At 61.7% G+C, this 15,759-nt stretch carries 12 protein-coding genes and 1 pseudogene; 8 read left to right on the top strand and 5 right to left on the bottom strand.

Annotation, left to right across the window (positions count from 1 at the left end; translation table 11 throughout):
- The first annotated feature begins 40 nt into the window (after window positions 1-40).
- Together P9250_RS29130 and P9250_RS29125 are read left to right on the top strand one after the other, a co-directional pair.
- Window positions 41-1,183 carry a glycosyltransferase family 4 protein gene (locus P9250_RS29130; RefSeq protein ID WP_310396529.1) on the top strand — a complete coding sequence of 381 codons (1,143 nt, stop codon included), beginning with the start codon at window positions 41-43 and terminating at the stop codon, window positions 1,181-1,183.
- A 156-nt stretch (window positions 1,184-1,339) separates the two neighbouring features.
- Window positions 1,340-2,665, top strand: a complete 1,326-nt coding sequence (locus tag P9250_RS29125; RefSeq protein WP_309844144.1) for a glycosyltransferase WbuB — start codon at window positions 1,340-1,342, stop codon at window positions 2,663-2,665.
- Between the two features lie 72 nt (window positions 2,666-2,737).
- Here the strand turns inward: P9250_RS29125 and P9250_RS29120 are convergent, their stop codons facing one another.
- Window positions 2,738-3,202 carry a hypothetical protein gene (locus P9250_RS29120; RefSeq protein WP_310396527.1) on the bottom strand — a complete coding sequence of 155 codons (465 nt, stop codon included), beginning with the start codon at window positions 3,200-3,202 and terminating at the stop codon, window positions 2,738-2,740.
- A 517-nt stretch (window positions 3,203-3,719) separates the two neighbouring features.
- On the opposite strand from P9250_RS29120, the gene P9250_RS29115 reads away from it, so the two are divergent.
- From P9250_RS29115 to P9250_RS29105, 3 genes are all read left to right on the top strand, one after another.
- Window positions 3,720-4,355, top strand: a complete 636-nt coding sequence (locus tag P9250_RS29115; RefSeq protein ID WP_310396525.1) for a DapH/DapD/GlmU-related protein — start codon at window positions 3,720-3,722, stop codon at window positions 4,353-4,355.
- A gap of 384 nt (window positions 4,356-4,739) precedes the next feature.
- Window positions 4,740-6,473, top strand: a complete 1,734-nt coding sequence (locus P9250_RS29110; protein WP_310396523.1) for a GMC family oxidoreductase — start codon at window positions 4,740-4,742, stop codon at window positions 6,471-6,473.
- Window positions 6,474-6,603: 130 nt separating this feature from the next.
- Window positions 6,604-7,062, top strand: coding sequence for a hypothetical protein (locus P9250_RS29105; protein WP_310396521.1), 459 nt, complete (start codon window positions 6,604-6,606; stop codon window positions 7,060-7,062).
- Window positions 7,063-7,069: 7 nt separating this feature from the next.
- Here P9250_RS29105 and P9250_RS29100 read toward each other — a convergent pair whose 3' ends face one another.
- Both P9250_RS29100 and P9250_RS29095 read right to left on the bottom strand, forming a co-directional pair.
- Window positions 7,070-8,272: a glycosyltransferase gene (locus P9250_RS29100; RefSeq protein WP_250509396.1), complete on the bottom strand. Its 1,203-nt coding sequence runs from the start codon at window positions 8,270-8,272 to the stop codon at window positions 7,070-7,072.
- A gap of 20 nt (window positions 8,273-8,292) precedes the next feature.
- Window positions 8,293-9,771, bottom strand: a complete 1,479-nt coding sequence (locus P9250_RS29095) for a hypothetical protein (protein ID WP_250465396.1) — start codon at window positions 9,769-9,771, stop codon at window positions 8,293-8,295.
- A 463-nt stretch (window positions 9,772-10,234) separates the two neighbouring features.
- Here P9250_RS29095 and P9250_RS29090 point away from each other — a divergent pair, with 463 nt between their 5' ends.
- Window positions 10,235-11,374, top strand: a complete 1,140-nt coding sequence (locus P9250_RS29090; protein ID WP_309844132.1) for an acyltransferase — start codon at window positions 10,235-10,237, stop codon at window positions 11,372-11,374.
- An 81-nt stretch (window positions 11,375-11,455) separates the two neighbouring features.
- Here the strand turns inward: P9250_RS29090 and P9250_RS29085 are convergent, their stop codons facing one another.
- Window positions 11,456-12,637: a glycosyltransferase gene (locus P9250_RS29085; protein WP_310396517.1), complete on the bottom strand. Its 1,182-nt coding sequence runs from the start codon at window positions 12,635-12,637 to the stop codon at window positions 11,456-11,458.
- 397 nt (window positions 12,638-13,034) lie between these two features.
- On the opposite strand from P9250_RS29085, the gene P9250_RS29080 reads away from it, so the two are divergent.
- Window positions 13,035-14,282 carry an oligosaccharide flippase family protein gene (locus P9250_RS29080; protein ID WP_310396515.1) on the top strand — a complete coding sequence of 416 codons (1,248 nt, stop codon included), beginning with the start codon at window positions 13,035-13,037 and terminating at the stop codon, window positions 14,280-14,282.
- Window positions 14,283-15,365 (top strand): glycosyltransferase family 4 protein, encoded by a 1,083-nt coding sequence (locus tag P9250_RS29075; protein WP_310396513.1) that lies wholly within the window; start codon window positions 14,283-14,285, stop codon window positions 15,363-15,365.
- A 170-nt stretch (window positions 15,366-15,535) separates the two neighbouring features.
- Here P9250_RS29075 and P9250_RS29070 read toward each other — a convergent pair.
- Window positions 15,536-15,619: pseudogene (locus P9250_RS29070) on the bottom strand (DegT/DnrJ/EryC1/StrS family aminotransferase); the annotation flags it as partial.
- Between the last annotated feature and the right edge of the window lie 140 nt (window positions 15,620-15,759).

Below are 15,759 nucleotides of genomic sequence, written 5' to 3'. Positions count from 1 at the left end.
CCGCGAACATATCGAATCCTTTCCAAAGGACGCAAAAGAAATGTCAGCATCAGTGACCATTTTTCATAACGTCGTGTGGTCGCGGCATAAAGGCGAAGTTTTGTCCGCGTTGCATAACATCTCGGGGTCCGGCTCTATTCGTTATTCGATGGTGCAGATCGCGGATACGGAGCACGATCGCATCGGCTTTTCCGATGTCGACTATTCGTTCCACCGCTACCCGATGAGAAAGCTATACAGCGGCTGCTATGAAGACGTGCCGACCTGGCGCATGACCATGCGTCTCACTTGGGAAGTGCTCAAGGCGAAGTCCGATCTCGTGGTTTTGCCGGGGTATCACCGTCCGGAATATTGGGCGATGATGGCCGCGTGCATTCTCACCGGAAAGCGCCGCGCTGTGTTCTGCGATTCAACTGCACGTGACAATCCGCGCCGCATGTTGACCTCCATTCCGAAGCGCGTGTTCTTCGCGCTGTGCGATGGTTACTTCGCTTTCGGTACGCGCAGCCGCGAGTATCTGATGTCGCTCGGTGCGAAGCAGGAGAACATTTTCATCCCTTGTCAGGCTGCCGCGCTGCCGCGTTCGTTTTCACCGAAGACGGTGGGTGATGACCGGCTTCTACATCGGCAAGGCAACAAGCCGGTGTTCCTCTATGTCGGACGTCTGTCCGCCGAGAAGGGTATTGATACGTTGGTCGAAGCGTTCAGTACGCTCAAGAAGAGCGTGCCGAATGCCCAGCTGCGTATCGTAGGTACGGGCCCGCTCGGCGACGCGTTGAAGCAGCAAGTGAAAGAGGCTGGTCTCGAGGAATCCGTGCAGTTTCTCGGCAGTCTGCAAGACGCGCCACTGTCGCGCGAGTATTTCAGCGCGACGTGCATGGTGTTGCCGAGCCGGCGTGAACCGTGGGGTCTCGTCACGAACGAAGCATTGAGTCATGGTTGTCCGGTCATCGTCAGCGAAAGCTGCGGCTGCGTTCCGGAACTCGTGGTGGAAGGGGTATCGGGTTACTCCTTCCCTGCGGGCGATGTGGCGGCCTTGCATCGCACAATGCTCAAGTCGCTGGAAGCGTTCGCCGATACGGCGGGCACGGCGAGCCGTTGCACCGACGTGATTCAGCGCTTCGATCCGCCCACGGCGGCTGCCAATATCGCGCGAGGCTGCGCGCTCTTGCTGACCAACTAAGCGGGTGGCCAAAGCGGGACGGTAGATGGAGGAAGACGCACACAGGTAGTGAAGAGACGCTGCCAGACGCGCGGTCCTGCGCGCCTGGTGGCTGGCGCCTTGCCGGACGCGAAAGCCGTTCGGAGCGAAAGGCGCGTTAGTCGGGCGAGGGACCAAATGAGAATACTGATCTACGGGCTGAATTACGCGCCCGAGCTGACGGGAACCGGCAAGTACACGGCAGAGATGGCAGAAGCACTGGCCGCGGGCGGCCACGAAGTGCGCGTCGTCTGCGCGCCGCCATACTACCCGGAGTGGAAGGTCGGCGAGGGGTATCGAAGCTGGCTTCATCGTATCGAGTCGCGCAAGGGCGTGCGTGTATGGCGCGCGCCGCTATGGGTGCCCAAGAAGCCGAGCGGCGCAAAGCGCATGTTGCATCTTGCGTCGTTCGCGCTGGCGTCCATGCCCGCGCTCGCGGCGCACGTGGCGTGGCGTCCGCATATCGTGATGAGCATTGCACCGAGCCTCGCCAACGCGCCTGGCGCACTTGCGTTGGCACGTCTGACCGGCGCGCGTTCATGGCTGCATATTCAGGATTTCGAGGTCGATGCCGCCTTCGATCTCGGCCTGCTCAAGAACGCGCGCGCCAGCCGCATGGCGCTCGGCTTCGAACGCTGGCTGATGAAGCACTTCGACGTCGTCTCGTCGATTTCCGACAAGATGGTCGATCGCGCGGTGAAGAAGGGCGTGGAGCTGACGCGCGTGTTCCATCTGCCCAACTGGGTCGATACCGGCGCGATCTTTCCGCTCGATCGTCCGAGCGAGTTTCGTCGTGAACTCGGGATCGGAGAACATACGGGCGTCGTGCTCTATTCGGGCAACATGGGCGCGAAGCAAGGCCTTGAAGTTTTGGCCGATGCCGCCGCCGCACTCGCATCGCGCGATGACATCGTCTTCGTGTTTTGCGGTAACGGCGCGACCAAGGCGGAATTGCAGAAGCGTTGCGCGGGTCTCAAGAACACGCGCTTCATGTGCCTTCAGCCGGTGGAGCGTCTGAACGAACTGCTCAATCTCGCCGATGTCCACGTGCTTCCGCAACGCGGCGATGTCGCCGATCTGGTGATGCCTTCGAAGCTCACCGGCATGTTCGCCAGTTCACGCGCCGTGATTGCCATGGCGCATGGCGGCACGGAACTCTACGAAGCCGTCAATGGACGTGGCGTCGTGATCAAGCCGGAGAGCGCGAAGGACCTGACCGATGCGATAGAAATGCTGATCGGCGACCCGGAGTTGCGGGCTTCGCATGGCGAGCAAGGACGGCTCTTTGCACAAGAACGTCTGTCGCCGGCTTCCGTGTTTGCACGCCTCGAAGACCGCTTGATATCGCTCATCGGCAAGCCGGTTCCGCATGCGGCGCCGGTGCGGATCAAGGAAGCGGCTGCGCGGCCGGCGGATACGGATATGTTTATCGAGCGTGCGCCTGTCGTGGAGAAGATCGAATAGCAGAGCATCGCGCTGGCTGTTTCACGTGACTTGCAAGGGTTCGTCTTTCATCGAAGACGAACCCTTGTGTTTTTAGTAGGGCGACTTGTAGATGTCTCTGGCGCGCGCGGCATTGGCCGGAGGCTTGAGTCCCGCCGGCGTGGGATAGAGCGTGGCCGCCGCGCCTTGCGGCATCAACATGGCCTTGGCGGTGGCTGCATCGTTTCTTCGGCCCGTTGCCCGCAACTGCGCACCCGCACCGGGATTGCCGACATAGCCGTTCTGCTGGGCCAGCAACTTGTCGGTGGGCGAGATGCCCTCAGTGGTCTGCCCGTTCGTGATGGGTCCGCGCTTACCACCTTTGCCGTTGGTCGGCGCACCATACGGGTCCGAATACGTCGATGGACTTCCGAGCAAGTCCATCTCACCCGCGCCGCCCGCGGCCTGACCGTTGCTCATGGCGGCATCGGCGAAATTGCCTGCATGTGCAAAGGGCGCCGCGGCGAACGCGGTCGCGGCGATGAGCGGGAATAGCACTACACGTAGCGCGTTTTTCATCGAAATCTCCAAAACGGTAGTGCGAAGTTTCCGCAAGTCGGCAGGTGATTGTCTGGTCGCAAGACCTCATTCGGTGCGCTTCCTGCATCGATTCGGTGAACCCGGATACAACGCATGCAACGAATAAATCGGACATGAAAACAGGATATGGCGCGGAACCGATCACTACCGCCAAAAGCCCTGCAGATGCGGCCATTCGTGTATTAGCGCACGCGGGCTCGTGCACCCTTCGCCGATAATCAACCTACCGTATGCGCCTGAGCCGCGCTGCATAGGCATGCTTTCCCTGGCAACGGGCGGGCGGCATGCAGGCATCTCGAGCAATCATGCTTATCAGAAAAGGTAAGACGAGTACGCCTTGAAGCGTACCTAAGGACAAGGCCAAACACGAGTCGCCAGAAAACAAAAGCGCGCTCGATGACAGGCACCGTGCGACAAGCGCTGCACAGCAATGAATCGGCAGTATGCGGGCAGCTGGGCGAGTAGTGAAGCGGAGTGACTGGGGCGGGGGTTCCTAATGGACAGAGCGATCGAAGAGCGTGGCATCGGCGCGGCCAGAAATGGCAACGCTGGCGAGACTGCCACACGGCGCGCGACGGCGTCGGGCAAGGTCATCGACCTGTCGCTCGCGGGTCCCGGCAACTTCGTTGCGAAGCGCGGCTTTCTGACCGAGCTCGTGTGGTTCTTCATCGAAGCATGCTTCATCAATAACAAGCTCATTCCGGTCTCGTTTGTGCGCGTGGCGCTTCTGCGCGCATTCGGCGCGCGTATCGGCAGCAACTGCCGCATGCCGCATCCCATTCGCGTGAAGGCGCCGTGGAATCTCGAGGTCGGCGACAACTGCTGGTTCGGCGTCGATGCCTGGATCTACAACCAGACCACGATTCGCATCGGCTCCAACGTCTGCATCTCGCAGGGCGGGTTTCTCACTACCGGCTCGCACGACGTGGGCGGCAACATGGACTTGCAGGTCGCACCGATCGTGATCGAAGACGGCGTCTGGATCACTTCGAAATGCGTGGTGCAGATGGGCGTGACCATCGGGCGCTCGGCAGTCGTCACACCGCTTTCCGTCGTACATCGTTCGCTCGATGCGGAAGGCGTGTATGGCGGCAACCCAGTGCGCTTCATCAAAAAACGCTTCCCTGCATGAGTTTTATCGCGGTCGCGCGCTTCGTGATCGACGCGGCCCGGTCGTTTTTAAAAGCACAAGACATCTGAGGCACGGAGACAAAGCGCGCGCGGCGTGATGCGGACATTCGATGCCGCGTATCACGGCGGGCTTTCGTGAACCGACAGCGAAGGAGACTTGCAAGCTCATGCGGAGCCCTGCGGCAGCACACGCGAACAAGCGCGAATAGCGCGTATATGGCGTACAGGGCGCCGTCGGGATCGTTTGAATCCGGCAAGAAGATGCGTCGCCAAGACGAGCGACGACTCGCAACCGGATGCGGCGTTTGGACAACGGGTCAGGGGCGCGGTGCATTGCCGGCAACATGGCACACCGCTTAAGCACGAGTAAGAAGGAGCACGGGGCATGTTCATTGACAGCCGAAGCGTAGAGCAAGGCGCGGTAATCGATACCACGGTCTGCATCGTCGGGGCGGGGGTGGCCGGCATCACGCTGGCGCTCGAACTCGAAAGGCAGGGCATCGACGCGTGCCTCCTGGAAAGCGGCGGGTACAAAGCGGACGACGAAACGCGCGATCTGTATCGCGGCGAGAACGTCGGCGTGCCGTACGAGTTCGCCGATGGTTGCCGCAGCCGCTTTCTTGGCGGCAGCAGCAATTGCTGGGGCGGCTGGTGCCGTCCGCTCGATCCGTGGGATTTCGAAAAGCGCGACTGGGTGAAAGACAGCGGCTGGCCTTTCAGCCTGGACGAGTTGCGCCCTTACTATGCGCGCACGCATCAACTGCTGCAGCTCGGCGAGAATAATTTCGATCCGGCCTACTGGGAAGCGGCGATTCATCGTTCGGATGTCAAGCGTCATCCATTCCCGACGGGCAAGGTGCGCGACACGATCTCGCAGTTCAGCCCGCCGGTGCGCTTCGGCAAGGTGTATCGCAAGCATCTGCTCGATGCGAAGAACGTGCGCGTGATGCTGTACGCGAACGCGATGAACATCGACACCGACACCGACGCACGCACCGTCACGAAGGTCGATATCGGCACCATCAGCGGCCGGCGCTTTGCGATTCGCGCGAAGGTCTTCGTGCTCGCGACAGGCGGTATCGAGAACGCGCGTCTGTTGTTGTCGTCGAATAAGGTGCAAAAGGCGGGTCTTGGCAACGGCAACGATCTGGTGGGCCGTTACTTCATGGACCATCCGCGCATCATGTCGGCGAAGGTGAACTTCAAGAAGGAATGGGCGCGCAACAAGCTCTACGACATCAAGTATCACTATCAGAACAAGGCGGTCTCGGCACACGGTACGTTCATCTCTTCGCAATTCGCGCTCACGCAGTCCGTGCTGGAACGCGAGAAGCTCCTGAACGCGCGCTCGTGGTTCTATTCGGTGTTCCGTGGTGAGAACACCGAGGGTTCCGAAGCGTTGATCCGCGCGAAACAGGCCATGCTCAAGAAGGATCAGCCGGGCTACAGCATGGCGGGCGACCTCATGACCATGATGGCGCATCCCGTCGATACCGCGTGCTTCGGTCTTGCGCGTCTGTTGCAACCGCGTTCGCTCATCACCGAAGTGAAGATTCAGACGATCGTGGAAGCGGAGCCGAATCGCGACAGCCGCGTGACGCTCTCGGCGCAGAAAGACGCGCTCGGAATGAATCGCGTATCGGTGGACTGGCAAGTGACCGAGCTCGTGAAGCGCACCTTCGATCGCACGGTGACGCTTCTTGCCGAGGAACTGAAGCGCGGCGGCGTGGCCGACGTGGAGCTCGACGAGCCGCTCGAAGGCAAGCCGTGGCCCGCGCAGCTCGAAGGCACATGGCATCACATGGGCACGACGCGCATGCACGACTCGGAGAAGGAAGGCGTGGTCGATCGCAACCTGAAGATTCACGGCATGAGCAACCTGTATGTGGCGGGCAGCTCGGTGTTCCCGACGGTTGGCGCAAACTTCCCGACCATCACGATCGCCGCGATGACCCTGCGTCTCGGTAGCCATCTCGGCCGCATGCTGAAGAACGATGAAAGCACGCCGGCAGCGACGCTCGTCTCTTCGTCCGGCACGCCGCTCAAGGGTATCGTCACCGAGGAAATGCCGATGGCCGCATCGGCCATGCATATGCCGGGTGATCTGAGCAAGGCGTGAGGCAGGGCAGCAGCACCTGAAGCGCAAAACGCCGCCGGTCGTCGAGGACCGGCGGCGTTTCGTTTTGATGCGTGCGAGCGGGCATCGCTATAATCGCCGTCCACACCCGGCTTTTTTAGGTATATCGCTCGTGAAACTGCTTATCGCCCTGACACTTGCCCAGCTCTTGCTCTTAGCCTGCTCGTTCTCCGAAACCGAGGCGCAGAAGGCTGGCCGCTTCACGCGCACCGAGCAATCGCTCGAAGAGGCGCAGCGCAACGCGACCGTCGAATGCAACGACGCCGCGCAATGCGACGCGGCCTGGAAGCTGACGAAGACGTATGTGGAAAAAAGTTCGAAGGAACGTCTGTTGCGCGCGGACGATGTCGCGATCGACACCGACATGCCTTCAGGCTCAGGCAAGCCGGTCTATTCGGCGACGCGCACGGCGAAGGGCAGTGGCGCAACCATCGTGCTATATGCACAATGCCGCGACATGTACGGCGAAGAGCGCACCGTCGGCTCGGACTACAACGGCTGCGCGGAAAAGATCATCGCCACGCAGAACGGCTTCGTCGATTACCTGAAGGCCAATCTGGTCGCGAAATAAGCACGCATCAACCGGCTTGCCGCTTCAAACGCAAGGCATCGGTCCTGCCGCCGCGCGGTCCCGCCGTTTCGCGCAGCACGCGGACGAGATCCTTCGACATGGCGTCGACATGAAAGCGTTGCATGAAGGTCTTGAGCGCTTGCTCGCGCATGGCTTCGACCTTGGCGGTATCCATGCGCAGCCAGGTCGATAACGCATCGGCGGCGCCCTCGACGGTATCGGTCGTCACGATTCCCGCGCCGTCTTCTTTCACTTCGCGCCAGATGTTGACCTTGTCGGAGATCAGCACCGGCAAGCGCGAACCCAGCGCTTCCGCAACCGCAATGCCGAAGTTCTCCTGATGCGAAGGCAGCGCGAAGACATCGCTCGTGCGAAACGCGCCCCACTTCAAATCACCACTTAGCATGCCGGTCCACGTCATGCGAGTCTCGATGCCAAGTTCCTTGGCGAGCGTACGCAGATTGGCGGCGAACTCGCCGTCGTCGGGACCGGCCATCACGAGATGCGCGTTCGTGTCGATATCGCGCACGTTGGCGAACGCCTTCAGCAGCAAGTCGCAGCCTTTTTTCTCGTGAATACGGCCGAGAAACAGAATGGTGCGCTTGCCCGCGAGTTGCGGAAACTTCGCCAGGAACGCTTCGCGCAACGCGGTGGAATCGGCGGGCGGCGGACGCGTGCCGAACGCGACCACTTCCTCATTCGCGCGATACAGTTTGAACGACTCGCGTGCAAGCAGTCGCTCTTCCTGCGTCGTGAACAGCACGCGGCGCGCATCGCGCAGGACGCGATATTCGGCCCACGGCCAATAAAGGCTTTTCTTCAGATGCTTGAGCGGATACGTGCGCTTGAACCACGGATCGAGCATGCCGTGCGGAAACACGTAATAGGGCACGCTGCTGTCGCGCAGAGCCTTCCACGTGCCGTAGCCGTGATACTGCCAGAGACCGTTGACGATCACGGCATCGAAGCGCGTTGCGTGTTCCTTGAGCCACGGCACGAGCTTCGGCGTGAGTCCGTAGAAGCCGCGCGCCGGCCCCAACGCATGAAGACGCAGGGGAAAACTCGCGAGCCACGGTGCATCGGGTGCGTCGAGTGAGACCACTTCGATCTCATGGCCCATCGTCTGCATGCTGATGCCGCTTTGCAGCACGCCTTCGATGGGACCGCCCGCGCGTGGATCGACAGTGGAAAGCAGATGCAGGATCTTCATGGCGTATGAACTGGCTTGTGTCAGGCGGACGGCGCGAAGGTGCTCGCGCCCGGCGGCGAATCGCGCCGGCCGTCGTCATGATGACCATGCGTGAGGCCCGGTGCGTGCGATGCGTGCGTCGGCAAGGCATCGGGCGTGGGCTCGAAAAACGGCTGCATGTCGGGATGCACGGGACCGAAGGGACTTCTGAACGATGGCCGCGGCGCCGCCGTCTCAGCCGCACGCGTGCGCAATGCATGAGCGATGCGCGCATAGGCGGCGACCAGCAGACCGAGCGCGACGCCGAACACGATGCCCGAGAAACGGTTGCCGAGTGGATTGCCGCCCACCGACGTCGCGGGCAGCGAGGCGACCACGAGCAACGCGCGTCCGAGCACCGGCAGATACATCACATCCGGCGCGCGATGCTTCCATGCGCGATACGCCATGGAGCCGCGATAGAGCGCCCACAGCAACGCGATCGGCAACGCAATACCGAACATGATGCCGCCCGCGAAGAACTGATAGACCCAGAAGTTGTGGCCGGCCGCCCATTCCTTGATCGCGTAGAAATCCTTCTTGGTCATCTGACCGGCGAGGTCCGGCAGATACGTCGGCGAATAGCGATAGTCGTGACCGTATCCGAGACCGACCGCGACGGAGAGTGGCGAGGCCATCGTCTGATCGTATTGATCCTTCATCTCGGCAAGGCGCGTGATGGTGGTCGGATCGCGGCCGGACTCCGTGTCTTTCGAGAACGACATGCGCTGCGCCCAGTGCTCGGCAACACTGGGGAAGAACGCGGCAGACGCGGCCACCATCGCGCCGAGAAGCGCCGCGATCATGACCGCGCGCAAGCCGGCCGTGAAGAGATGGCGGATGGACGGCGCGGCAAGCCAGGTCGCATAAATGAACAGCAGGATGGTGCCGACGAGCAGACTGCGCGTCACGCTGAGCAGTTCGATCACGACGGTGCCGAGAAACAGCAACGCGGTGAACTTAGTGACGCGCCGCGCGATGACGAACTCATGCAGCAACAGTCCTTGCAAGCAGAGGAACGTCACGGAGACGATGCGAAAGCGCACGCTGTCGAGGCCGCCGCCGGTTGCCATGCCGTAGGCGAAGCTGAAGACGAGCGAGGCGATCATCGACCAGTACATTGCGCGTTCGATCTGTTCGAGACGCTGAGAGTCCCACGGACGGCATGCGACGAAATAGCCGAGCAGCATCAGGAGGAACGGCAGAATCACGCGCATGTAGTTGCCGGAGTCGTTGCCCTGCAACACCTGCGTGGCGATACTGCCGACCATGGTGAGCATGAAGAGCGACGTGATGACCGTGCGCAGCCGCGAGCGATAAGCAAAGCGCGGTCCGATCAGCATAAGCGCGATGGCGGCGCCGATGGAAGGCACGGTGAGCAGAATCTGGATGGCCTTGCTGGCTGTCTCGGCGGCCTTGAAGTCGAAAGCGAGCGGCAGCAGGAAGAGCCAGATCCAGACGACGGCGAACTTGTTGCGCATGGCGTTCTCTTTAGATCGCAAAGCTCTTCGAGCTTCATATCCTCGCGGCGTCTGCCGCTGCATACCCGGAAAGCCTGAGTCGCGTTTCGTTTCGTGATGCTGTTGATGGATGCGACGGTTCCGGGAGCCCCGTATTTGTGGGTCGAATATATCAGCGGGTTTTCGAGCATGCCGTCGCGGCGGCGTTTTGCGACTAGCGTTAGGCGCGAAACGACGGACGCCCATGTGCGCCGCACCACGCTCGCCGTGAGCGCTTAAAGACATTGTTGCCGAGCGCGCATACGAGATTCGCCGATGTCGGCTAACTGCGCGATTCTGGCGGATCGCAACGATAGTCTGGACCGATTATTGGACAGCCGCGATGCTCGTTCTTCGTGCACGAGCGTGCGTGCGCGCGCCGTCGACGGGACAGTCAAATGCGGCGTCAACTACAACAGAAAGACCTTCGCAGAAGGGGGAAGACATGAGCCTGTTCGGCGTGCCGCGCATTCAGGGAGCGAGTCGCTCGATCGAGCTCGACTTCATCCGGGGTCTCGCGATCATCGCGGTGATGGGATATCACTTCCATTCGTATCCCACGGGTAGCGCGTTTATCGCGGCGATCGAGTATCCGCTCAAGAGCTTCGGGCACGAAGGCGTGAATTTGTTCTTCACGCTGAGCGGCTATCTCGTCGGCGGATTGCTGCTCAGGCAATACGCGCAAGAGGAACGTATCGATGCGGGGCGCTTCATCGTGCGTCGGATCTTCAAGATCTGGCCTGCTTATTACGCGCTGATTCTGTTTCATGTGGTGGCGGGACGGCATCCGACCGATACCTTCCTCGTGCAGAACCTCACGCACATGCAGAACTTCTTTGGTTCGTCGATTGCACAGACCTGGAGTCTTGCCGTCGAAGAGCATTTCTATCTGTTCCTGCCGTTGCTTCTGATCGTGCTGGCGCGGTGGCGTGCGGATTTCAAGACTATTCTTGCCGTACTGGGATCGATCTGCGTGGTGGTGTTGGTTGCACGAAGTATCGCGGTTTATAACGGGCATCTCGAGGAGACCTTCTTCTATACGCAATACCGCATCGACAGCTTGCTGTTCGGCGTGATGCTCGCGACCGTTCGTTGGCTCAAGCCGAATATCTATCGTTCGATTGCGGCGCAAAAGCACTTGCTGATCGCGATGGTCGTCGGCGTCGTGTTGTGGCTCGTCTTCGGAACGCGCAACGTGGCGCTCGATCAGAGCATCGGCTATACGATCCAGGCGATCGGCTTCTGCGCGCTCATCGTGCTGACGCTCGAATATTCGAAGTCGACCAGGCAGAGCATGATTTATCGCGTGATCGGATGGATCGGGGTGTATTCGTACGGCATCTATCTTTGGCATTCGCTGGCGCTGGCTCCGGGCGACATGCTCATTCGCCGGGCTGCGGCGCTGCATGTGCCGGCCATTCCCGCTTGGTTCGCAATCATGGGCGCGCAGTTCGCTATTGCCATCGTCGTGGGATACGTGACCACGCGCGCTGTCGAGTTTCCGTTCTTGAAGATTCGGGACGCGCTCTTTCCGGCGAAGCGGAAGGCGGAGGTGCCGGTTTCGGCGGTTGAGCCGCAGGCTTGATTGGCTTACGGGAGCAAGAAAAAAGAAGCCGCCTTTCGTGAGGAAAGGCGGCTTCTCTCGTTGATGCACCGCAAAACGCCATCAAACCGCCTGCCGCAACGTCTCCTTGAATTGCAGAAGCGTATTGCGCTCCAGCAGATGCCCCGATGCGAACGGCGCCACGCGTCGTGCGAGCACATCGTCGAGCGCCTGATTGATCGCAGCGGGCGAAAGCTCGTCGACCACAGGCCCAAGCTCTCCCGTGCGGCAGAACCATCCGATCAAGCCATCCGCCGTAGCAATCACCGGCTTGCCGAAGCGGAACGCCTGCACGAGCACGCCGCTCATGCCGTAGTGCCCTTTGTATCCGAGCCAGACGGCATCGCAGGCCGAGAAGAGATCAAGCTCCATCTCGGCGGGAATGAAGCGGTCGAACACCACGGGCACGGGCGCCTTCAACTTTGCGATTGCCGTTGCGAGCCGAGCGCGCACGTCTTCGTCCTGAGCGCCGGCAATGACGAGCGTCGGCGACTGCGCACTCGGGCGTTGCGCGAGCGCTTCGATCAGTTCGAAAAGGCCCTTGCGTTCGTTGATCGCACCGTAGACGAGCACATGCAGTCCATCGGACAAGCCGAGGCGCTCGCGAGCCGCCGAGGGCTCGGCGGCGCGTGCGTCGGGAAACGGATCGGCGAGATATTCGATCGAGGTCGTGTCGCGAGCGGCGGATACGTTGCGCTTCCACCAGTCCGGCAAGGTCGGGTCGATGGTCAGCAGCGTCTTCATGCCGCCCACGCGAATGGCGCGCGCAAAAAGTCTTCCCTTCACCGCATTCACGAGCGGCCGGCGCGGCGCACGCACACCCACGAGATGATGATGAAAATTCGAACGCATCGTGATGCCGACCCACGGCGTCTTTCCGAACGGCGAGCGCAGGAACGGCAAAGCGAGCAGGAAGTAATCGACGTAAGGCACCACGACGAGCGCGATGGAACGCCCACGGCTCGCGGTATCGAAGAAATGCTTGAAGTCCTGATGCGCGCGCACGTAGCTGACCGAGTGCAGGCCGCGCCCATGACGCACGGGCGGCGCAACCATCATGACTTCGAGCGCATCGCCGCCTTGCTCCTGAATCTTCTTCACGAGCGGATGCGCCGCGTTGCCCGGCTCGGTCACGATGATGCAGCGATACCCCGCTTCCATGTAAGCGTTCGCGGCCCATTCGGCATAACGCCAGCGATGCCCGCTGAAATTGGGCTCGATGATGAGGACTTGATCTTTCGCCATTGATTTCACCGTTGCATCCGGCAGATGTGAACGCACATTGAGCGCGAGATGGCTCGCGCCACGCGATAACGCCGACGAAACCGACGTTAGCATCGCCACTGCGTACGCAACGGCCAAATTTCAGCGTTTTTCCGCGTACGCCCTGTGTGCGGGGACACGCTTTGAAATTCGTCAACCCGCATTGACACCCATTTCGGGCCGATTTCGACTACGCGTTGTCGTCCGCCGCAACCGCTGCCACGATACTTTTGGCACAGTCGCCTGAAGAAGAAGCGGCGTCACGCGCGCACCCGTCGTCCGGAATGGGAGCGTTGCGCGACGCGCAAGGTGGTCGAGCGCGCCAGGCCTCAAGCGCGAACGCCACGCCAACGAAATAACAGCAGCGCGGGGAATTCGAGTGAGATCTGTCCGGCTACCTTTCATACCGGCGCGCGGGCGTTTCCAGCAGGACGCCGCATTCTGGGTGCTTCTGCAGCAAGTGGTCGTGCGCGGCTTCGTCGCCGTCAAGTTTCTCGCCATCGGCCGGATTCTCGGACCCGAGGCAATCGGCGCGGTCAGCATCGCGCTGCTCGCGGTGGCTATCGCCGAATCCTTGTCCGATACCGGGCTCGCGCAAGCCGTCGTGCAAGGCCGCGATGCGCCCACGCATAACGAGCTCGGCGCGGTGTGGTCCACGCTCGCGATGCGCGGCGTGCTCATCGGTCTCTTGCTCGCGGTGCTCGCGCCGTTCATGAGCAGCCAGTTCCATATGAGCGGCTCGATCGGGCTGATCCTGCTTGCAGCCGTGTTGCCGATCGTGCGCGGCGTGGCATCGCCCGCGTATTTCATCGTGACGCGGCAGCGCGGCTTCCAGAAGCTCGCGGGCGTCGAGTGTTCCGCGAGTTTCACGGATTGCGCCATCGGCCTCATCTGCGCGCTCTCGGGCGCGGGCGCCTACTCGGTGCTGATCGGCCTCGTCGCCGGCGAGATACTCAAGACCACGCTCACCTGGAGCAGCATGTCGCCGCGTCCGCCGCTGCGTTTCTCGGTTGCGGGCATCTCGCATTACGTGGGTTTCAGCCGCTGGATCTGGGCGGGCAGCGTGGTCAATCTGCTGCTCAATCAGTTCGACAAGGTGGTCGTCGCCAAGCTGCTCGGGCCGATGCAACTGGGCGCGTATCAGATGTCGTCGAAGCTCGCGCAGATGCTCCTCGCCGATGCCGCCATCGCCATGTCGCAGTATCTGTTTCCGACATTCTCCGAGCATCACCGGCGCGATACGCAAGGCGCGCGCAAGCTCTTCACGCGTTATCTGCTGATCGCGGGCGTCGGGCTCACGGTGCTCGTGATCGTGCTGCGTCTGGCCGCCGAGCCGCTCTTCAATCTCGTGCTCGGACCGGCATGGCTTTCGGCCGTGCCGCTCTTCCGTATTTTCGTGATCAACATGGCGATCGGCGCGATCATCGCGGTGCTGGTGTCGTGGCTGCGCGCGGTCGGCATGCCTAAGGTGGCGACGCACGCGTCGATCGTGCAGGCCATCGTGCTGTGCGTGACCGTGCCCATCGCGACGCACCTGTGGGGCGTGACGGGTATTGCCTGGGCCATGACGCTCGGTCTCGGCGCCGCGGCGTCATGGATGCTGTTTCGTATCGTCAGGGAGGCTTGAATGCGCATAGTTCACCTCGTACTTGCACCGCGTCTGTCCGGCGCCGAAGTGCTCGCGAAAGATCTGGCGATTCATCAGCAGAAGGGCGGCGAGTCGGTGGCGGTGGCCTCACTCGTGCCGGCGCACGACGATTTCACGGCGCTCAAGGCGGAACTCGTCGCGAATGGCGTGGAGTGTCTGTTCCCGGAGCGCATGTACGGGCGCTTCGGCAAGCTGTGGCATCTGTATCGCACGATCAAGGACGCGCGCGCCGACGTGCTCTTCGCGCACGCGACCATTCCCGCGTTCTACGCGCGCATGCTGCCGCTCAACGTGCCGATCGTCTATGTGATGCACTCGGCCACCAACGACTTCGAGAGCGAAGCCTTCAGGCGCGTCGAGCGTTTGTTGTCGCGGCGGGCGCGCGCGGTGATCGCGGTGTCGCCGACCAATATCGACGATTACGTGGACGCGGTGGGCCGTCATCCTTCGATGACGCTGATTCCGAATGGCGTCGACATGGCGCGCTTCGGCAAGCGCCCGGCCGGCAGCGTGACGAAGGAAGCGCAGATCGTGCAGATCGGCCGCTATACGTCGGTGAAGAACCAGCTTTCCACGGTGCATGCGTTTCAGCGCGTCGTCGAGAAAGTGCCGTCCGCGCGGCTCTTGTTGTGCGGCGTGATCGAAGATCCGGCGTATCACGCGGCGGTCGGCGATCTCATCGCCAAGCTCGGATTGTCGGATCGCGTAAGTCTGCAAGGTCCGCGTTCGGATGTCGCGGAACTGCTGTTCTCGTCGAACGTGTTCGCCATGCCGTCGCGTTCGGAAGGGCATAGCATCGCGTTTCTGGAGGCGCTCGCGTCCGGCGTGCCGGTGGTGGCGAGCACCATTCGGCCGTTCAGCTTCGCGGCGGATTTTCCGGGCGTGCATCTCTGCGATCCCGACGATATCGACGCTTATGCGGACACGCTCGTGCGCGCGCTGACCGAGCCTCGCTCGCATCGTCCGCTTGGTGGGCTCACGCTCGCCGATACCGCCGCGCGATATCTCGCGGTGGCGCGTCAGGTCACGCAGGCGCTGCCGCGTGGCGCCGCGCCGGCTTGAGGTTTCATCGTTGATGGCTTGACGCAGCGGGCGTTCGTCGAGGCTTTGCGCCGGCGTGATGTTCGACCTGGCGCCGCGCCGAGGTTTTTTCACATCTTCTGCGTGCAAGCGGCCATTGCGCCGCTGTCCTTCCCTCCCGAATCCGGAAGACGCGACCGCTTGCCGTTTCAGCTCGAACCGAACGCCTGCGCCGCGTCTTCGATCACGCGCGGCTTGTGGGCGCGCGCGATCGCGTAAAGCCGGTCCATATCCACTCCCGTCGATTCAACACTGGCGCACTCATAATTTTTCGCGTATCAATTGAGGGCTTGCGCCACGGTCGCTGTCCGGACCGCCATCGCCTCGATCCCTTCCAGGCTTCGGCAAGCACGCGCTTCGGATGCGGCGCTTTGCC

The sequence above is a fragment of the Caballeronia sp. LP006 genome, from assembly GCF_031450995.1.
In the GTDB taxonomy this organism is placed as follows: Bacteria; Pseudomonadota; Gammaproteobacteria; order Burkholderiales; family Burkholderiaceae; genus Caballeronia.
Note: the sequence above shows the minus strand (reverse complement) of the source record. Positions and strands in the feature narration are given on the sequence as shown.